This is a genomic window from Paraburkholderia sp. (assembly GCF_034668105.1).
Classification (GTDB): Bacteria; Pseudomonadota; Gammaproteobacteria; order Burkholderiales; family Burkholderiaceae; genus Paraburkholderia.
In genome coordinates this window covers 1-18,016 of record NZ_JAXDPY010000363.1, presented here as the reverse complement: position 1 = coordinate 18,016, position 18,016 = coordinate 1, and the positions used below count along the sequence as shown (strand labels likewise).

Annotated in this window: 18 protein-coding genes and 1 tRNA gene; 13 read left to right on the top strand and 6 right to left on the bottom strand. The window is 62.6% G+C overall.

Going from position 1 to position 18,016, the window contains the following annotated elements; translation table 11 throughout:
• Positions 1-112: 112 nt before the first annotated feature.
• The 5 genes from QOC89_RS16375 to QOC89_RS16355 all read left to right on the top strand — a co-directional run bounded on the left by QOC89_RS16375 (position 113) and on the right by QOC89_RS16355 (position 4,946).
• Positions 113-913 carry a response regulator transcription factor gene (locus tag QOC89_RS16375; protein ID WP_323045967.1) on the top strand — a complete coding sequence of 267 codons (801 nt, stop codon included), beginning with the start codon at positions 113-115 and terminating at the stop codon, positions 911-913.
• A 9-nt stretch (positions 914-922) separates the two neighbouring features.
• Positions 923-2,461, top strand: coding sequence for a sensor histidine kinase (locus QOC89_RS16370; RefSeq protein WP_323045966.1), 1,539 nt, complete (start codon positions 923-925; stop codon positions 2,459-2,461).
• Between the two features lie 229 nt (positions 2,462-2,690).
• Positions 2,691-4,349: an MFS transporter gene (locus QOC89_RS16365; protein WP_323045965.1), complete on the top strand. Its 1,659-nt coding sequence runs from the start codon at positions 2,691-2,693 to the stop codon at positions 4,347-4,349.
• A gap of 85 nt (positions 4,350-4,434) precedes the next feature.
• Positions 4,435-4,511, top strand: a tRNA-Met gene (locus QOC89_RS16360).
• A gap of 84 nt (positions 4,512-4,595) precedes the next feature.
• Entirely contained in the window at positions 4,596-4,946 is a 351-nt protein-coding gene (locus QOC89_RS16355; protein WP_323045964.1) for a hypothetical protein, read from the top strand.
• A 120-nt stretch (positions 4,947-5,066) separates the two neighbouring features.
• On the opposite strand, the gene QOC89_RS16350 is transcribed toward QOC89_RS16355, so the two are convergent.
• Both QOC89_RS16350 and QOC89_RS16345 read right to left on the bottom strand, forming a co-directional pair.
• Positions 5,067-6,833: an alpha/beta hydrolase gene (locus QOC89_RS16350; protein WP_323045963.1), complete on the bottom strand. Its 1,767-nt coding sequence runs from the start codon at positions 6,831-6,833 to the stop codon at positions 5,067-5,069.
• A gap of 234 nt (positions 6,834-7,067) precedes the next feature.
• Entirely contained in the window at positions 7,068-7,511 is a 444-nt protein-coding gene (locus tag QOC89_RS16345) for a MarR family winged helix-turn-helix transcriptional regulator (protein ID WP_179734233.1), read from the bottom strand.
• Positions 7,512-7,680: 169 nt separating this feature from the next.
• Here QOC89_RS16345 and QOC89_RS16340 point away from each other — a divergent pair, with 169 nt between their 5' ends.
• Positions 7,681-9,219, top strand: a complete 1,539-nt coding sequence (locus QOC89_RS16340; protein ID WP_323045962.1) for a DHA2 family efflux MFS transporter permease subunit — start codon at positions 7,681-7,683, stop codon at positions 9,217-9,219.
• A 48-nt stretch (positions 9,220-9,267) separates the two neighbouring features.
• Here the strand turns inward: QOC89_RS16340 and QOC89_RS16335 are convergent, their stop codons facing one another.
• Entirely contained in the window at positions 9,268-10,020 is a 753-nt protein-coding gene (locus QOC89_RS16335) for a FadR/GntR family transcriptional regulator (RefSeq protein ID WP_416340408.1), read from the bottom strand.
• A 165-nt stretch (positions 10,021-10,185) separates the two neighbouring features.
• On the opposite strand from QOC89_RS16335, the gene dgoD reads away from it, so the two are divergent.
• Entirely contained in the window at positions 10,186-11,334 is a 1,149-nt protein-coding gene (gene dgoD / locus QOC89_RS16330; protein WP_093635551.1) for a galactonate dehydratase, read from the top strand.
• A 125-nt stretch (positions 11,335-11,459) separates the two neighbouring features.
• Here the strand turns inward: dgoD and QOC89_RS16325 are convergent, their stop codons facing one another.
• Positions 11,460-11,633, bottom strand: coding sequence for a hypothetical protein (locus QOC89_RS16325; protein ID WP_323045960.1), 174 nt, complete (start codon positions 11,631-11,633; stop codon positions 11,460-11,462).
• Between QOC89_RS16325 and QOC89_RS16320 the strand changes: the two genes are divergently transcribed.
• Positions 11,632-11,934: a hypothetical protein gene (locus QOC89_RS16320; protein ID WP_323045959.1), complete on the top strand. Its 303-nt coding sequence runs from the start codon at positions 11,632-11,634 to the stop codon at positions 11,932-11,934. The genes QOC89_RS16325 and QOC89_RS16320 overlap by 2 nt on opposite strands.
• 26 nt (positions 11,935-11,960) lie before the next feature.
• Positions 11,961-12,191: a YodC family protein gene (locus QOC89_RS16315; RefSeq protein WP_323045958.1), complete on the top strand. Its 231-nt coding sequence runs from the start codon at positions 11,961-11,963 to the stop codon at positions 12,189-12,191.
• 148 nt (positions 12,192-12,339) lie between these two features.
• Here the strand turns inward: QOC89_RS16315 and QOC89_RS16310 are convergent, their stop codons facing one another.
• Both QOC89_RS16310 and copC read right to left on the bottom strand, forming a co-directional pair.
• Entirely contained in the window at positions 12,340-13,269 is a 930-nt protein-coding gene (locus QOC89_RS16310) for a CopD family protein (protein WP_323045957.1), read from the bottom strand.
• Entirely contained in the window at positions 13,266-13,643 is a 378-nt protein-coding gene (gene copC / locus QOC89_RS16305; RefSeq protein WP_323045956.1) for a copper homeostasis periplasmic binding protein CopC, read from the bottom strand. The genes QOC89_RS16310 and copC overlap by 4 nt, the downstream gene beginning before the upstream one ends.
• Positions 13,644-14,012: 369 nt before the next feature.
• On the opposite strand from copC, the gene QOC89_RS16300 reads away from it, so the two are divergent.
• The 4 genes from QOC89_RS16300 to QOC89_RS16285 all read left to right on the top strand — a co-directional run.
• The gene (locus QOC89_RS16300; RefSeq protein WP_323045955.1) at positions 14,013-14,744 is read left to right on the top strand and encodes a c-type cytochrome; all 732 of its coding nucleotides are present in this window, start codon (positions 14,013-14,015) and stop codon (positions 14,742-14,744) included.
• A 21-nt stretch (positions 14,745-14,765) separates the two neighbouring features.
• Positions 14,766-16,064 carry a cytochrome c gene (locus QOC89_RS16295; RefSeq protein ID WP_323045954.1) on the top strand — a complete coding sequence of 433 codons (1,299 nt, stop codon included), beginning with the start codon at positions 14,766-14,768 and terminating at the stop codon, positions 16,062-16,064.
• A 118-nt stretch (positions 16,065-16,182) separates the two neighbouring features.
• Positions 16,183-16,803 carry a PAQR family membrane homeostasis protein TrhA gene (gene trhA / locus QOC89_RS16290; protein WP_323045953.1) on the top strand — a complete coding sequence of 207 codons (621 nt, stop codon included), beginning with the start codon at positions 16,183-16,185 and terminating at the stop codon, positions 16,801-16,803.
• Between the two features lie 244 nt (positions 16,804-17,047).
• Positions 17,048-18,016: DEAD/DEAH box helicase (locus QOC89_RS16285; RefSeq protein WP_323045952.1), on the top strand; the 969-nt coding region annotated here is incomplete at its 3' end.

Here is an 18,016-nt window from a genome sequence, read left to right as displayed (position 1 = left end):
TCATGCGAACGCGCATTTTTACCGTCGCGCCGCCCAACTACCCACAATAATTTTCGGAGACCGCTGTGCGCCATGGATACCCACGGTGCCGGCAAGGCCAGGTTGGCGCACCATGCGAATTCTGATTGCCGAAGACGACAGCATACTCGCGGACGGTCTGGTTCGATCACTCCGCCAATCGGCCTATGCCGTCGATCATGTGAAGAGCGGCGTCGAGGCGGATACCGCCCTTTCGATGCAGACTTTCGACCTGCTGATCCTCGATCTGGGCCTGCCGCGCATGTCGGGGCTCGAGGTGCTGCGCCGCCTGCGCGCCCGCAATTCGACCGTGCCGGTGTTGATTCTGACGGCGGCGGACAGCGTCGACGAACGCGTCAAGGGTCTCGATCTCGGCGCCGACGATTACATGGCCAAGCCCTTCGCGCTCAATGAACTCGAGGCGCGCGTGCGCGCGCTGACCCGGCGCGGCGCGGGCGGCGGCCCGACCGTGGTGCGGCACGGCTCGCTGTCGTTCGATCAGGTCGGCCGGATCGCCTATGTCAACGAGCAGGTGATCGACCTGTCGGCACGCGAACTTGGTTTGCTCGAAGTCCTGCTGCAACGGATCGGCCGGCTGGTGTCGAAGGAACAGCTCGTCGACCATCTGTGCGAATGGGGCGAGGAAGTCAGCAATAACGCGATCGAAGTTTATGTGCACCGGCTACGCAAGAAGATCGAGCCGAGCGGCGTGCGTATCATCACCGTGCGGGGGCTCGGGTATTGCCTTGAAAAAGCCGCCCTGCCAACGAACATGAACGCGAACGCACACCTGAGCGCCGGCATGAGCGCAAGCAGCCCCGCCGAGCCCGAGCCGCCCTCCTCATCCCCTTCGTCCCCGTCGGCAGCGATGCCGGCGAGCCATCACTACAAATAGAGCACGCCCATGTCCGCACGGGCAGACCGCGCTACGGCGCACGCGGCGGACCTCGACGAGGCGCGCGACGAGCGCTACGCCAATCCGTTCGCCCCGCCCGACGAAACCGAAGCCGCCGCTGAAGCACGCCCGCGCTCGCTGTTCGGCGAGATTCTCGACTGGATGCTGGCGCCGCTGCTGCTGCTCTGGCCGATGAGCCTCGCGGTCACCTACCTGGTCGCCAAGTCGATCGCCAACGGTCCATTTGACCGCGCGCTCGAAACCGACGCCTATGTGCTAGCCCGCCAGATCCATCCGGTCAACGGCGTGGCGGAGCTCTCGCTGCCCGACTCCACCCGCGACTTCCTGCGCGCCGACAACGTGGACAGCGTGTTCTATCAGGTGCTCGGCACCCGCGGCGAACTGGTGGGCGGCGAGCGCGACATGCCGCTGCCGCACGAGGAAGACCGGCCGCCGCCGGGTCTCGTCGAATTCCGTGACGACATGCTGCGCGGCAACGATATCCGCGTCGCCTATACGACCGTCGAGTTTCCGCAGACACCCGGCGCGCAGCCGGTGCTGGTGCAGGTTGCCGAGACGCTCGACAAGCGCAGCCAGCTTGCCAACGACATCATCAAAGGCGTGATCCTGCCGCAGTTCGTGATCTTGCCGCTGGCGATCCTGCTGGTCTGGTTCGGCCTGTCGCGCGGGCTCGCGCCGCTGCATGCGCTGCAGGCGCATATTCGCGCGCGCCGCCCTGACGATCTGTCGCCGCTCGAAGCGCGCCGCGCTCCGCCGGAAATCGAACCGCTGGTGACGTCGTTCAACGATCTGCTGACGCGCCTCGAACAGAACATGGAGTTGCAGAAGCGCTTTATCGCCGACGCCGCGCATCAGATGAAAACGCCACTTGCCGGCCTGCGCACCCAGGCTGAACTCGCGCTGCGCCAGGACGCCTCCGCGGAAGTCCACCGCTCGCTCGAACAGATCGCCACCAGTTCGGAGCACGCGGCGCGTCTGGTCACCCAGTTGCTGGCTCTCGCGCGCGCGGAAAACCGCATGTCGGGCCAGATTTTCACCCCGGTCGAAGTGACGGAAGTCGCGCGCAGCGCCGTGCGCGACTGGGTTCAGGCCGCCCTCGCCAAACAGATGGACCTCGGTTACGAAGCGCCCGAAGAACCAGTCGAAGTCGACGGCAATCCGGTCATGCTGCGGGAGATGCTGTCGAATCTGATCGACAACGCGATCCGCTACACGCCGGCTGGCGGCCGGATCACCGTGCGGGTCAGACATGACGCGACGGCGCGGCGCGTGCATCTCGAAGTGGAAGACACGGGGCTTGGCATTCCGGTAGCCGAACGCCCGCGGGTAGTCGAGCGCTTTTACCGGATTCTCGGCCGCGAAGGCGACGGCAGCGGCCTTGGGCTCGCGATCGTCCGAGAGATCGCGACGATGCACCGCGGCGAGATGACGATCGACGATAACGTCTATCAAACTTCCCCACGGCTTGCAGGAACGCTCGTTCGTGTCAGCTTGCAGGTGCTCGAACGGGTACGGGACTTACCCTAGGCGCGCAAGCATCCAGCTCCTGGACGCCGCTATATTGAGATACGTTTGTCGCGCCTTAGAAGAATTTATGCGCTGGTTGAGGTATTTTGATCCAAATTACGCCTGTGCGGTTGGGACTGCCATTTCGCCCCGCCACGTCAGTACGCCGTAAGTTTCCACTCCAATAATCGGTTTCACGGGAACGCCTTGCCGGCGGACCGCGTGTACATATCAATATTGGAGACGACATATGGCTACCGTTGGCGGGCAAATCTCGCACGTGCCGATGACGCACGATGAGAAGCGGGTAATCTTCGCATCGTCGCTAGGCACGGTTTTCGAGTGGTACGACTTCTATCTGGCCGGCTCGCTTGCGGCTTTCATCAGCAAGAGCTTCTTCTCCGGCGTCAATCCGACGGCCGCCTTCATCTTCACGCTCCTCAGCTTCGCCGCCGGCTTCGCGGTGCGGCCGTTCGGCGCGATCGTGTTCGGACGCCTCGGCGATATGGTGGGGCGCAAGTACACCTTCCTCGTCACCATCGTGATCATGGGCTTGTCGACGTTCCTGGTTGGCTTCCTGCCGGGTTATGCATCGATCGGCATGGCCTCGCCGGTGATGTTCATCGCGATGCGGATGCTGCAAGGTCTCGCGCTCGGCGGTGAATATGGCGGTGCGGCGACCTATGTCGCGGAACATGCGCCTGCGGGACGTCGCGGCTTCTACACCGCATGGATCCAGACGACCGCCACCCTCGGCCTGTTCCTCTCGCTGCTGGTGATTCTCGGCGTGCGCACGGCTATGGGCGAAGACGCGTTCGGCGCGTGGGGCTGGCGCATTCCGTTCGTCGTGTCGATCCTCCTGCTCGCCGTCTCGGTGTGGATTCGGCTGCAATTGCATGAGTCGCCGGTATTCGAGCGCATCAAGGCCGAAGGCAAGACCTCGAAGGCACCGCTGTCCGAAGCATTCGGTCAATGGAAGAACCTGAAGATCGTGATTCTCGCGCTGATCGGCCTGACCGCCGGCCAGGCCGTGGTCTGGTACACGGGCCAGTTCTACACGCTGTTCTTCCTGACGCAGACGCTGAAGGTGGATGGCAGCAGCGCCAACATCCTGATCGCGATCGCGCTGCTGATCGGCACGCCGTTCTTCCTGTTCTTCGGCTCGCTGTCGGACCGCATCGGCCGCAAGCCGATCATCATGGCCGGCCTGCTGATTGCTGCGTGCACGTACTTCCCGCTGTTCAAGGCGCTGACTCACTACACGAATCCAGCGCTGGAAGCGGCTACGGCAAAAGCGCCGATCGTCGTAATTGCGAACCCGGACGAGTGCTCGTTCCAGTTCAATCCGGTCGGCACCTCGAAGTTCACGAGTTCGTGCGACATCGCCAAGAGCGCGCTCTCGAAAGCCGGCTTGAACTACGAGAACGTCGCGGCGCCGGCAGGCACGCTGGCGGAGATCAAGGTCGGCGATACGGTGATCAACACGTATGACGGCAAGGCCGCCGACGCCAAGGACCAGGGCAAGGTGTTCGACAAGACCCTGGCCACGACGCTGAAGACCGCCGGCTACCCGCCGAAGGCCGATCCGTCGCAGATCAACTGGCCGATGAGCGTGGTGATCCTGACGATCATGATGATCTACGTGACGATGGTGTATGGGCCGATCGCGGCGATGCTGGTGGAGATGTTCCCGACTCGCATCCGCTATACCTCGATGTCGCTGCCGTATCACATCGGCAATGGCTGGTTCGGCGGCTTCCTGCCGGCCACTGCATTCGCGATCGTGGCGGCCAAGGGCAACATCTACTCGGGGCTGTGGTATCCGATTGTGATCGCGCTCATCACGCTGGTGATCGGTCTGCTGTTCGTCAAGGAAACCAAGGACTCGGATATTTACGCGAAGGACTGAAACGCCTGACGGATGGGCAATTTAAAAAAGTTGTGCGGCTGGGGTTGACAGCCCCCGGCCCTATCCTCATAATCTCGCTTCTTTCGGCGAATTAGCTCAGTTGGTTAGAGCGACGGAATCATAATCCGCAGGTCCGGGGTTCGAGTCCCTGATTCGCCACCAGTTGCAAGAAAAAGCCGCTGATCCACAAGGTCAGCGGCTTTTTTGTTTTGGCTTTCCAAACAGCAACTTCAAGGAGGTTTCTCGATGACGTTCCGCATCGCCGCGCTTGCCGTGGCCACCGCATCCATCGTGCTTCTCGTTGGCGCAGCGCCGCTCACCGCCGCCGCCCAGACGCCTTCCGACAGTCAGTGGCGCACCAGTCCAATCACGCTTTCGACGTTGCTGCAGGACGGCTACAAGATCGTTGCCGTCGTGAATGATGCTCGTGGTAATACCGCCCCCGCCGATACGATCTTTGTTCAACGCGATCAGAGCGCGTTCAAATGCATCGACCCGCAGCAACCCGATTCAAAAGCGAAACCGCCTGCCACGCCGGCTGCCTGCTTCGAACTGGTCCAGCCGTCCGGTGCGGTTGCGGCCTCCGAGGCCAAGTAGCCGCACGCTCTCGATAACCGGCGGCGGCCCGCTCATTTGCGGGCGCACCCTGCTCAACCCGCCAACCGATCAAAAGATCGAGCCACTTGCGCTGCTCGGGCCGTGCAACACGGCTATAGGTCAGACCGGATCCAACTCGTTCCCGGCATCGAGCCATAGCTTCCTGCTGTCCTCGCAGTCCACCCGTCGAGGCGGCAGTGTGCCGGTCAGCAAGTAGCGCGTGACCGGTTCGTCCACACACGGGTTGCCGATCGGATAACCGTGATGCGAGTGCTCGTCTTTTATGTAGAGCAAGCTCGCGTTCGGGAGTCTGCCGAACATGCGCAGCGCACCCTCGGCAGCGGTGAAACCATCGAATTGCGCCTGAATCATGAGGATTGACGGCGCGCGCGCCACCGCGTCGATGCTCGGCTTGATTACCGTCGGCTGCGGCGACTTCCAGAACAGGCAACTGAAATTGAGCACGCTACCACCCAACTGGCCACTGCCCAGCGGATATCGCTGCGCATAGTCCCGGTGCTTGTCGATCCAGAATTGCCTGCTCGTGCTCAACGCAGGCGTGTCGTTACACATGACCGCCAAATCCACGGCAGCCTCGGGTGTCATATGCAGCGCGTCGTCTTCGAAGATGGCAGGTTGAGCAGCTTCAAAGTACTTGGGGATGACAACCTTCGTTGCGATCTCGAGTGCCATCCGGTTCGCGAGCCCATGGCGCGAAAACACGTGATGCCTGGCAAGTGCCAGAACCTGATCCTGCGTACTACCGGGGTTCTGCTCGAGTATCTGCTTCACACCTTTCGCCGCGACGAACACAGACGCCCCTTCATCGATGTAGCCCGCCAGACCAAATACGCGCGATTGATCGAGTGCGGACGAAGCCGCTGCCTGCAGCCTCGGCGGCAACGCCGCAAATAGGTGCCGTGTCGCCGCCGGGTCACTGCCAAGATTGAAATGCGCGTCATGGCGTGCCGCGTAGGGCCCAATGATCTCGTCAGCGATTCGCTGGATTGCTGGCGGCTGCTGCAAGGTGCCGGCTTCGGCGAAGGTACGCGCGGAGAAATCCAGATTCGCGCTCAGCACCATTCTGCCGGCGCGCTCAGGAAACAGCCCTGCATACCAGGCACCGAGCCATGCGCCATACGAGTGGCCCACGTAATTGAGTTTGGCGTCACCGGAGATTGCCCGAATCAGATCCATGTCCCGCGCAATCTGATCGGTATTGATATAGGGGGTGAGCGGGTTGTTCTGGCACGCCCTCGATTTGAGTTCGGCGTTGCGCAGCAACGCATCGACGGTTGTCGCACTGGCATCGCCGCCCCACCAGACGGTGCTGAGGCGCTCGTTCGAACCGCAGGTCAATTGCGTGCTTGAACCCATACCTCGCGGTGAATGGCCGATCAGATCGTACGCCTCGAGCAGTTGTCGCTCAGATCCGGAAACAGTCGCATCCATCCCAACCAATTCGCCATGGAAGGTGAGATTCGTCAGGCGGCCGTCTCCGCCCGGCCCACCAGGATTGAATAGCAGCGAACCAATGCGCGTCGTCGGATCCTTCACGGCAAGCCGCGTGACTGCAATCGTTATCTCGCCTTTGGCAGGATCTCCCCAATCCATCGGCGCGCGAAGATCCGCGCAACGAAAACGCGCAGACTCTGCGATTTTCTCGTAAGCCGAAGGCAAGCCGGTCTTGTCACACGGGTGCCAACCCACCTGCTGCTCAAAGTACGGCTTCAGTGCCGAAGCGAGTTTCGGGTTTGGTTCGAAGCGCTGGCCCAGTGCTGAAGCGCGTTTCTGGTCCGGTGTCATGTCGTCTTGCGCGCCACCGCCGCAGCCGGCCAAGGCAGCGGCGAAGATGATCGACGTCGTTCTTGTCGAGATGGCTTTCATTCGTACCTCCCCCCGACCTGGTCGGCCGGCTTGCAGCCGTCTGCATCGCGCACGACAGCCTCGGGTGACTGAACGTCCCGGCTGAGCGGCAATAACACCTGATCAAGAGGAACGGCAGAGTGAAAGATCGACAGACACGCTGCCTATGAATCCTGGCAGGTCAAGGACCGAATTCAGCGTGGTACAACGCCGCAACCGCCGGTAAGCACTGACATCAGCGGGAGTGCGGCGGCTTCAGCGATCCACGAGGCGGCTGAGATTGCCGCGTACCCTTTGCAGCAAGGCGATCAGTTGCTTCGCTTCTTCGTCGGTAAACCCGTTCAGTGCTTCGAGCGCGACTTCATCGCCCACTTTGCGCGCCTTGCCGAGCGTGCGCTCGGCCTTTGGCGTCATCCGTACCTGCCGCTCGCGGCGATCCTGCGGATTGGCCGTGCGCTCGATCCAGCCGCCCTCCTCCATCCGGTCCAGCAGACGTCCCGCCGAAATCGGCGCGACTTCGAGCAGATCCGCGAGCCGGGCCTGATTGACGTCGCCGTAATGGGCGAGATTGGCCAGCACGCGGCACTGCGCGCGCGTCAGATCGACCGATGACTTCGCGAGATCGTCGAAACGCTTGCCTGTCAGGCGGCCGACGTCGGAAATCAGAAAGCCGAAGCGTTCTTCGAGTTGGGTGTTCATGCGCGGATTATACGAAAGGCCTTCGCTTGTCATCATCGGGGTGGGTGCCGACTGGATGCCGAATGGGTTCGGGATGCACGCAATTCAGGCTCCGCATAATTCCTGGTGGGCGCGTGCGCTTGCAGCCGATATACTAAGCATGCTTACTATATCGAAGATCCGCTTCCACATGTCCTCCGACTCCCCGCCGACGAGCGCCGCCGCCCCGCTCAACCGGCCGATGATCACCGTCTCGATCATGCTCGCGACGCTGATCCAGACGCTCGACAGCACGATTGCCAACGTCGCGCTGCCGCACATGCAGGGCGCGCTGTCCGCGTCGCAGGATGAGATCACGTGGGTGCTGACGTCGTATATCGTCGCGGCGGCGATCGCCACGCCGCTGACCGGCTGGCTGTCCGACCGGCTGAGCGTGAAGCGGCTGCTGATCTTCTCGATCGGGGGCTTCACGGTGGCCTCGGCGCTGTGCGGATTGTCGGAGACGCTGACGCAGATCGTCGCGTCACGGCTGCTGCAGGGCATTTTCGGGGCCTCACTGGTGCCGCTGTCGCAGTCGATCCTGCTCGACATCAATCCGCGCGAAAAGCAGGGCCAGGCGATGGCGGTGTGGGGCATGGGCGTGATGGTCGGACCGATTCTCGGACCGACGCTTGGCGGCTGGCTCACCGATAGCTACAACTGGCGCTGGGTGTTTTTCATCAACGTGCCGATCGGTGCGTTCGCGCTGTTCGGCGTGGCGACCTTCCTGCCCGCGCGCGAACCGAAGCACGACGCGAAGTTCGACGCGTTCGGCTTTGCCACACTCGGTCTCGCTATCGGCGCACTGCAGGCCATGCTCGACCGCGGCGAGCAGCTCGACTGGTTCGGCTCGCATGAGATTGTGGTCGAGGCGCTCGTCGCGGCAATCAGCTTCGCGTTCTTCCTCGTGCATACCGCGACGGTCGGCAAGAAATCGTTCTTCAAATACGAGTTGCTGAAGGATCCGAACTTCGCCACCGGCACGTTCTTTATCTTCGTAATCGGCGCGGTGATGTATGCGACGCGCGCGTTGCTGCCGCCGATGCTGCAAAACCTGATGAACTATCCGGTCGCGACCACGGGTCTCGTCACGGCGCCGAGCGGTGCGGGAACCATGGTCGCGATGCTGTTCGCCGGGCGGCTATTGAAGCGGGTCGATGCGCGGCTTCTACTACTCGCCGGCTTCCTGATCTCCGCGTTCGCGCTCTGGCAGATGATGCATTACACGATCGTGCTGTCGGCGTCGGACATTGTCTGGCCCGGCGTGATCCAGGGCTTTGGTCTCGGCCTCGTGTTCGTGCCGTTGAGCGCGCTGACCTTCTCGACGCTCACGCCCGCGTTGCGCGCGGACGGCACCGCCACGTACAGCCTGATGCGCAATATCGGCAGCAGTATCGGCATTTCGATCGTGCAGACGCTGATGACGCGCAATACGCAGGTCTCGCATGCGGACCTCGTTGCCAATATCACGCCGTTCAATCCGGCGATCCAGCCGATGCTCAACAGCGGCTCGAACTACGACATGGCGGCGCTGAACGCGTCGATTACGCAGCAGGCGTCGATGATCGCCTATCTGAACGACTTCAAGCTGATGTTCATGGCGACGCTGTTCGTGATTCCGTTGCTGCTGTTGATCCGTCCGGCGCGCCACGCGCCGGATGCGTCGGTCGCGCATGCGGCGATGGATTGAGCACGATCATTGATGTCGAGCTGGAGCGCCGGCGCATTCGCGCCACGCTCACCCTTCGATCCTGCCGCGCGTCACGCCCAACAACCCCGCCATCGCCTCTCGCGCCGCCGCCGCATCACGCTCGCGGATCGCTTCGAATACCGCCGTGTGCTCGGCCAGCGATGCGTTGAATACATCCGCGCGTTTCGCATTCAGGCGTAATTGCGCTTCCAGCGTGCGCTCGATCAGCGTGCCGAGCGGAATCAGCAATTCGTTGCTGCATGCCGTCAGCACGCTCAAATGAAACTGCAGATCGGCCCGCACCCATTCATCGACATTGCGCGCCCCGACCATCGACGCATGCGCGGCCTCCAACGCGTTGAAGGTGTCGTCCGTATGCGAGGCCGCCGCCAGACCCGCCGCGTACGGCTCGATCATCTCGCGCATCTCTTGCAGCTTGAGCGCGAACGCCATCGGCTCGGCAACGCGCGAGTACCAGTCGAGCACATCGACATCGAGCAGATTCCACGCGATTTTTGGCCGCACCCGCGTGCCCACGCGCGGACGCGATTCGATCAACCCCTTCGACGTCAGCGTGCGCAGCGCCTCGCGCAACACCGTGCGGCTTACGCCGAAGGTGTCCATCAACTCCGCCTCGCGCGGCAGGATCGAGTCGGGCGCGTAGTCGCCGCGCAGAATCGCGGTTGCCAGTAGATGGGTCACGCGCCCATGCAGATCATGCTGAATAGTTTTCTCCCGACAGCCTTGCGGCACTGTTGATATCAGACCTGAGCCCGCAACGCGACCGCGATTATCCAGCATTTCAACGGGCGGACTCACTGGTTCGGCGCTGTCTCGGCCGCGATTCGCCGCCCTCGGCCTTCCGACAAACGCTGGCCACTATCTGGCCAATAATACTATTAATACTACTTAAACGCGCTTTTGTTGTAGCATGTGAATCCTCGAAATATTTCGCATGGGACCACCATGAAAATCACCAAGCTCGAAACTTTCATCGTTCCGCCACGCTGGTGCTTCCTCAAGATCGAAACGGACGAAGGCATCGTCGGCTGGGGCGAGCCGGTCGTGGAAGGCCGCGCGCATACCGTGGCGGCCGCCGTCGAGGAACTGTCCGACTATCTGATCGGCAAAGACCCGCTCTTGATCGAAGACCACTGGCAGGTGATGTATCGCTCAGGCTTCTACCGCGGCGGCCCGATCACCATGAGCGCGATCGCCGGGGTCGACCAGGCGCTGTGGGACATCAAGGGTAAGCATCATGGCGTGCCGATTCATGCGCTGCTGGGCGGCCAGGTGCGCGACAAGATCAAGGTGTATTCGTGGATCGGCGGCGACCGTCCGAGCGATGTCGCGAACAATGCACGCGCCGTGGTCGAACGCGGCTTCAAGGCCGTGAAGATGAATGGCTCGGAAGAATTGCAGATCATCGACACCTTCGACAAGGTGCAAGGCGTCATCAACAACGTCGCCGCCGTGCGCGAAGCGGTCGGGCCGAACATCGGCATCGGCGTGGACTTTCACGGCCGTGTGCACAAGCCCATGGCCAAGGTGCTGGCCAAGGAACTCGACCCGTACAAGCTGCTCTTCATCGAAGAACCGGTGCTGTCGGAAAACGCGGAAGCCTTGCGCGACATCGTCAATCAGACCAATACGCCGATCGCTTTGGGCGAACGTCTGTATTCGCGCTGGGACTTCAAGCACATCCTGTCGGGTGGCTATGTCGACATCATCCAGCCGGACGCGTCGCACGCGGGTGGGATTACCGAGTGCCGCAAGATCGCGTCGATGGCCGAAGCGTACGACGTCGCGCTCGCGCTGCACTGCCCGCTCGGTCCGATCGCGTTGGCCACCTGTCTGCAGATCGATGCGGTCAGCTACAACGCGTTCATCCAGGAGCAAAGCCTGGGCATTCACTACAACCAGGGCAACGACCTGCTCGATTACATCAGGAACCCCGAAGTCTTCAAATACGAAGACGGCTTCGTGTCGATTCCGCAAGGCCCCGGCCTCGGTATCGAAGTGAACGAAGAGAAAGTCCGCGAAATGGCGAAGGTCGGCCATCGCTGGCGCAATCCCGTGTGGCGCCACGAGGATGGCAGCGTCGCCGAATGGTAATGACGTAGTTGAACGCCGCCTGCGGGCGGCGTTTCTGTTTTTGCACGACCCGTGACGCGGCAGAAAGCCGGCACGAGGGCGTGCGTTACGGGAGCGTGACGTCACGCCGTCGCAGTTACGTAACATCACGGACCGGAACGGCCCGAAAGCGCGTTTTCCGGGCCTTCAAAAGTTCGCACCGCATCACTAAAAGCCTTATCCACAAAGGCTTTCAAGCCGTTTGTTCGGCACCCGACATACACATGGCCCACTCCTTGCTCAAATGCATTCAAACGACCAATGCATCGGGGAAACACCATGGGCGAGTTCCTTCCAGACTATCTGCTCCGCGAACAGGCCGCCGTCGGCGCGCTGGTAGTGTTCGGCGTGCTGCGCATCATCGGCGCGATGCTCGCCTATGAACGCGGCTGGCGCATCTCGGTCGTCGAAAAATGCTTTATCGCCGCCGCAGTGCTGTATTGCGTGCCGCAGCTCTGCGACCTGTTGACGCATATGTACGGCGCGCGCGCCGCGGGCGCGGAACTGGAAGGCAAGGCCGCGGGCTGCGCGATCGCGCTTTTCTGTGCGCCGATTCTTGGCCATCGGCTCGGCCTCGAATAACCGGTCTCACTCAGCGGAAACACACCATGCGACTGGGAAAGAGATCTGCGAGCACTCCAAAGCCTGCCTACCGCGCCGGCGACGTCGTGACGCTCAGGTCCGGTGGACGCCCGATGACCGTCAGCTGGACCGGGCCGGTGCTGTTTGCGCCAGGGTACTGGTTGATCTGCCAGTGGTTTGGCGACGACGGCGAACTGCAGCAGGAGATGTTTGCGCAAGAGACGCTGGAACGGGCGGACAACGCGCTCGCCGCCTAGAGGGCAGTAACGGATCAGCCGGCCACCGCCGGGCGACCGTGTGTATTGCGCCGCACGCTTTTGCTGTGCGGCGCTTTTTTATGTTGCATGGACGAAGCAACGGGGACACGCACCGTGATTCGCGCGCCTGACTTTTCCTGACGCCGACTCAACCCAACGCGGCGAACGCCGGCACGCTGTGCGACAACACGGCAGCCGCGACGAACACGCCGATCATCGCCAGCGCTTCCAGATACAGCACGTTGACGAAGGTATGCGCGTCCATCGTCGAAGCCGTGCGGCGCAAGCGCGGCAGCGCCGAGAAACGGTTGAGTCCGCCGAGCACCAGCGCAAGCGCGACCAGCGCAAGCTTCAGCGTCAGCACGTGGCCCCATGTGCTCATCTCGATCGCCTCGAACGAGCCGCCCGAACCGCGCACGGCATTGAACACGCCCGTAATCAGCACCAGTCCGACCGCCACCACCGATACGTGCGACACCTGCGTCGCCGTGCGGATCAGGATCCCACGCGCGGTCGACGTGCCGAGCGCGGGCAATACCGAGAGGCCCGCTGCCATCGCCAGGCCGCCCCACACGCTCGTGACTAGCACATGCAGCGTCTGCATGCCGATCGCCGCCGAGGTCGGGCCGGCATCGGCCGCATGCCCGAGCGACGCCTTGCCCGCCGCGATCGCGATCACCGCAAGCCACAGCAGCGCATTGCGCAGCATGCCCGTATGACTCGCCATGGCCGTGCCCAGCAACACCAGCGCGCCGGCGAAGGCCACGCTCCAGCCGTAGCCGACATGCGTTTGCGTCAATACAGTCGGCACCACGCCAATCGCGGACGGCAACGCGACGCCGCTCATCGACGCCGCCTGATACAGGAGCCAGCCGAGGTCCGCGAGCACCAGCACGACAGTGGCCGTCAGCATGGACCGTTGCGCGCGCAACCAGGCGGGCCGTGCCGGCGCGATCTTGGCCTTCGCGTCCTTGGCGAGCCACGCGCCGAGCAATGCCGAACCGACGGCAAACGCAAACGCGACGTTCATGAGCGCGGCCATGGCGACCTGCCCGATCCACAGTCCGTCGATGTTCATTGGACGACGAACGCGAAGTTGCCTTGAGTACGGTGGCCGTCCGTGGCAACCGCGATCCAGTGCACGCCGTAGCGGCCGGCCGTCAACTGCGGCAACGGCAGGTGCATCACCTTCGCATCACTTTGGTCGACTTGCGACGCCGCCGTTGCGGCGGGCTTGCCGCTTGCGTCGTTCAGATCGATCCTGCTGAAAGCCGGCTCGAGCGGCTCGGTGAAATGGATCGTCACTTCCGTGGGGGCGGCCACTTCGGCGTTCGCCGCAGGCTCGCTCGACACTAGATGCGCATGCGCGAAAGCCGTGGATGTCATGACCAGGGCCGCGACGCCGAACGTCGATGCACGCAGCGCCGGACGGGAAAAATTGAATAGCTTCATGTAAGGCCGATAGCTTATGGAAAGTAAAACGGTAGGCGTTGAGCCGGAGGCGTCCGCGTCGGACAGAGGCCGGCGCGCCCGGAAGTGTACGCTTCGATGGTCCCCGCGCGCGTCGGTTCAACCTGGTTTGTCATACACGCCGGCAAGAACGTTACTTGTGCCAGCGATCACGCACATACATTCGACATGGCAGACCAGCCTGCACTCGCGGCGATGCGCGGCAAACCGTCGCACGGGCGTGACAAAGGGAACCTTCTCCAATCTGACAAATAGCCACCATCAGCCTTCGATGATAGAATGCTGCGTCGCCGCAGCGCCGGCTGCCTTTCACACCGAGCCGCTCGAAGTTCGGTCAGGTCCCCGCTTTTGATGGAGTTACGCGTGTCTTCAAGACGCATTTTCCGCCCGTTGCTCGCTCTTCTGCTGATCGGCTCCGCGGGTGTCTATAGCGCTGCGAAAGCGCAGACTCAACCGAAGGCCCCCGATACGATGGAAGCGCGCGTGCAAGGTTGCACGGCTTGTCACGGATCGCATGGCCAAGGTACCGACAACGACTACTTCCCGCGTCTGGCGGGCAAGCCGGCAGACTATCTGTACAACCAGTTGCAGAACTTCCGCGAAGGGCGCCGCAAGTATCCGCCCATGAACTACCTCGTCACGTATCTCTCGGACGACTACCTTCATCAGATCGCCACGTACTTCTCGCAGCAACGTCCGCCGTACCCCACGCCGGCCAAGCCGACCGTGTCGGCGGCCATCGTTGCGCGCGGCCAGCAGATCGTGCTGAACGGCGACGCATCCCGACAGATTCCGGCCTGCGCGGCGTGCCACGGCAAGGCGCTGACCGGCATGGAACCCGCTATCCCGGGTCTGGTCGGTCTGCATTCGGACTACATCAGCGCGCAGCTGGGCGCATGGCGTTCGGGCTCGCGTCATGCCATCGCACCTGATTGCATGCACACCATCGCCACGCGTCTCACCGACGATGACGTGAACGCCGTCGCTTCATGGCTTGCCACGCAAACGGCCCCACCAAACCCCGTGCCGGCTCCGGCCCGCTCGATGAAGACTCCGCTTGCCTGCGGCAGCGAACCGCAATAAGGCACCGGGAGAGACACTCAAATGAAACGCAAGTCTTTGTTCGCCCTCTCGGCAGTCGTCGTCGTTGCGGCTGCCGCACTCGTTCCCGTCCTGTGGTCGGGCGGCGACAATCTGCATAACGGCACGGCCATGGCGGCAACGCCCGCCGACCAGGCCGCACTGGTCAAGAAGGGCGAATACCTCGCCCGCGCCGGCGACTGTATCGCCTGCCACACGGTGCGCGGCGGCAAGCAGTTCGCCGGCGGCCTGCCCATGGCCACGCCATTCGGCACGATGTTCACGCCGAACATCACGCCTGACGACCAGTACGGTATCGGCAAGTGGACACAGGACGACTTCTACCGCGCCATGCACACGGGCCGTTCGAAAGACGGCAGCCTGCTGTACCCGGGCTTCCCGTTCACGAGCTACACAAAGGTCACGCGCGCCGACTCGGACGCGATTTACGCGTACCTGCGCTCGGTCACGCCGGTCAATGTGCCGAGCCGTCCGCACGAACTGAAATTTCCGTTCAACCAGCGCAACATGCTGATCGGCTGGCGCACGCTGTTCTTCCGCGAAGGCGAGTACAAGGCTGATCCGACCAAGTCGGTGGAATGGAACCGTGGCGCGTATCTGATCGAAGGCCTCGGCCACTGCGGCATGTGCCACACGTCGATCAACGCAATGGGCGGCCCGGTCAGCTCGGCGGCGTTCGCCGGTGGTCTGATCCCGCTGCAGAACTGGTACGCACCGTCGCTGACGTCGAACAAGGAAGCCGGCCTCGGCGACTGGGAAACCAAAGACATCGCCGATCTGCTGAAGACCGGTGTGTCGAATCGCGGCGCCGTGTTCGGTCCGATGGCTGAAGTGGTTCACAACAGCCTGCAGTACATGTCGGACGAAGACATCAACGCGATGGCCACGTACCTGAAGACCATTCCGCAGAAGAGCGAAGCACCGGAACCGCTGCAGCTCGAGACGTCGGAAAAGTTCGGTGGCGAACTGTTGAAGCAAGGCCAAAAGATCTACGCTGACAATTGCGCGAAGTGCCACGCGGAGAACGGCCTCGGCATGCCGCCGTCCTTCCCGCCGCTCGCCAACAATCAGTCGATCCAGATGCCGTCGGCAGTCAACCCGATCCGTATGGTGCTCAACGGCGGTTATCCGCCGAGCACGGACGGTAACCCGCATCCGTACGGCATGCCGCCGTTCGCGCAAGCGCTGTCGAACACGGAAGTAGCTGCTGTGGTGACGTACATTCGTATGACCTGGGGCAACCACGGTACGGCTGTGTCGCCGCAGCAAGTGTCTGATCTGCGCTCGGCGCCGCTCGACTAAGCAGCGTTAGCAGCACCTGGGGCGCGGCCTGCGAATCACGCGGCCGCGCCCTTCGTTTTTTCAGGACCGGTATCATGTGGGGATTAACCCTGATGAAACCGCGTAGGAGGAAAGAGCCGTGCATGTCGGAGAGCGTTTCAATAGCATCACCCACCTCGTCGGCGCCGTGCTGTCGGTGGCGGGGCTTGCTGCGCTCGTGACGATGGGCGCGCTCGACGGAGACGCGTACAAGGTGGTGAGTTTCAGTGTCTACGGCGCAATGCTGTTCGTGCTGTATGCTATCTCGACGCTTTACCACAGCGTGCGCAACCCGCGCGTCAAGGCGGTTCTGCAAAAATGCGATCATTCGGCGATCTACCTGCTGATCGCCGGCAGCTATACGCCGTTCACGCTGGTTACGTTGCGCGGGCCGTGGGGCTGGTCGCTGTTCGGCGTAAGCTGGGGGCTTGCCGCTCTCGGCATCTTGCAGGAACTGACGCTCGGGCGGCGCACCCGCAGCGTTTCGATGGTGCTGTATGTCCTGATGGGATGGCTCGCGCTCGTTGCCGTCCGCCCGCTGGTTCAAGCCTTACCGGCAGCGGGTACCGCCTGGCTCGTGGCCGGCGGGATCATCTACAGCGCCGGCATCTACTTCTTCATCAACGACGAGCGCATCCGGCACGGACATGGTATCTGGCACCTGTTCGTACTGGCGGGCAGTCTGTGTCAATTCGTCAGTGTTGCGCGCTACGTCGCGTAACATCCCACGGCGGCGAAATGCAACTTAAGGCCAGTCAACGTGTCTGCATAGCGCGTTGAAGCATTCGGCACGCGTTTCCCGCGTGCCGCCGATTTCTCTGCGACCGGAACTGGGCTTTGGCCTCGAACGCGCCAAGTGGGCGTGTTCATGCCGTGCTTGTGCCCGCTTTGGCCTGATTCGGGCCACCTGGGTCCTTCTGGTGCCGTCTGGTGCCGTTCGCGAAACTGCATTGCAAAGAGCATTTATGTCTTTTGATTCCCTCGGCTTGTCCGAACCGCTGGTCCGCGCTGTACACGAACTCGGCTACACCACCCCGACTCCGATCCAGACCCAGGCAATCCCCGCCGTGCTCAACGGCGGCGATCTGCTGGCCGGCGCACAGACCGGCACCGGCAAGACCGCCGGTTTCACGCTGCCGATCCTGCAGCGTCTGAACACCATGCCCGCTGTCGCCACGGCCTCGGGCAAGCGCGTCGTGCGCGCGCTGATCCTTACCCCGACGCGTGAGCTGGCCGCGCAGGTCGAAGAAAGCGTGCGCGCCTATGGCAAGTACCTGAAACTGAAGTCGACCGTGATGTTTGGCGGGGTCGGCATCAATCCGCAGATCGGCGCGCTGCGCAGCGGCGTGGACATCGTCGTTGCCACGCCGGGCCGTTTGCTTGATCACATGCAGCAGAAGACCATCGATCTCTCGCACCTCGAGATTCTCGTGCTCGACGAAGCCGACCGCATGCTCGACATGGGCTTCATCCACGACATCAAGCGCGTGCTCGCGAAGTTGCCGCCGAAGCGGCAGAACCTGCTGTTCTCGGCCACTTTCTCAGACGAGATCAAGACGCTCGCCGACAACCTGCTCGACTCGCCGGCATTGATCGAAGTCGCGCGGCGCAACACGACGGCAGAGACCATCGCGCAGAAGATTCACCCGGTCGACCGCGACAAGAAGCGCGAGCTGCTCACGCACCTGATCAAGCAACACAACTGGTTCCAGGTGCTGGTGTTCACGCGCACCAAGCACGGCGCGAACCGCCTTGCCGAACAACTGACCAAAGACAGCATCAGCGCACTGGCGATTCACGGCAATAAGAGCCAGTCGGCTCGTACGCGCGCGCTCGCCGAGTTCAAGGACGGCACGCTGCAAGTGCTGGTCGCCACGGATATCGCCGCACGCGGCATCGATATCGATCAGCTGCCGCACGTGGTCAACTACGAT

Bases quoted from the DNA above. Each gene is read 5' to 3' on its own strand.
- QOC89_RS16350 (WP_323045963.1), bottom strand. From the start codon at position 6,833: ATGAAAGCCATCTCGACAAGAACGACGTCGATCATCTTCGCCGCTGCC.
- QOC89_RS16345 (WP_179734233.1), bottom strand. From the start codon at position 7,511: ATGAACACCCAACTCGAAGAACGCTTCGGCTTTCTGATTTCCGACGTC.
- QOC89_RS16365 (WP_323045965.1), top strand. From the start codon at position 2,691: ATGGCTACCGTTGGCGGGCAAATCTCGCACGTGCCGATGACGCACGAT.
- QOC89_RS16315 (WP_323045958.1), top strand. From the start codon at position 11,961: ATGCGACTGGGAAAGAGATCTGCGAGCACTCCAAAGCCTGCCTACCGC.
- dgoD (WP_093635551.1), top strand. From the start codon at position 10,186: ATGAAAATCACCAAGCTCGAAACTTTCATCGTTCCGCCACGCTGGTGC.
- QOC89_RS16295 (WP_323045954.1), top strand. From the start codon at position 14,766: ATGAAACGCAAGTCTTTGTTCGCCCTCTCGGCAGTCGTCGTCGTTGCG.
- QOC89_RS16355 (WP_323045964.1), top strand. From the start codon at position 4,596: ATGACGTTCCGCATCGCCGCGCTTGCCGTGGCCACCGCATCCATCGTG.
- QOC89_RS16340 (WP_323045962.1), top strand. From the start codon at position 7,681: ATGTCCTCCGACTCCCCGCCGACGAGCGCCGCCGCCCCGCTCAACCGG.
- QOC89_RS16310 (WP_323045957.1), bottom strand. From the start codon at position 13,269: ATGAACATCGACGGACTGTGGATCGGGCAGGTCGCCATGGCCGCGCTC.
- QOC89_RS16300 (WP_323045955.1), top strand. From the start codon at position 14,013: ATGGAGTTACGCGTGTCTTCAAGACGCATTTTCCGCCCGTTGCTCGCT.
- QOC89_RS16335 (WP_416340408.1), bottom strand. From the start codon at position 10,020: ATGCTGGATAATCGCGGTCGCGTTGCGGGCTCAGGTCTGATATCAACA.
- QOC89_RS16375 (WP_323045967.1), top strand. From the start codon at position 113: ATGCGAATTCTGATTGCCGAAGACGACAGCATACTCGCGGACGGTCTG.
- QOC89_RS16325 (WP_323045960.1), bottom strand. From the start codon at position 11,633: ATGGTGTTTCCCCGATGCATTGGTCGTTTGAATGCATTTGAGCAAGGA.
- QOC89_RS16370 (WP_323045966.1), top strand. From the start codon at position 923: ATGTCCGCACGGGCAGACCGCGCTACGGCGCACGCGGCGGACCTCGAC.
- copC (WP_323045956.1), bottom strand. From the start codon at position 13,643: ATGAAGCTATTCAATTTTTCCCGTCCGGCGCTGCGTGCATCGACGTTC.
- QOC89_RS16320 (WP_323045959.1), top strand. From the start codon at position 11,632: ATGGGCGAGTTCCTTCCAGACTATCTGCTCCGCGAACAGGCCGCCGTC.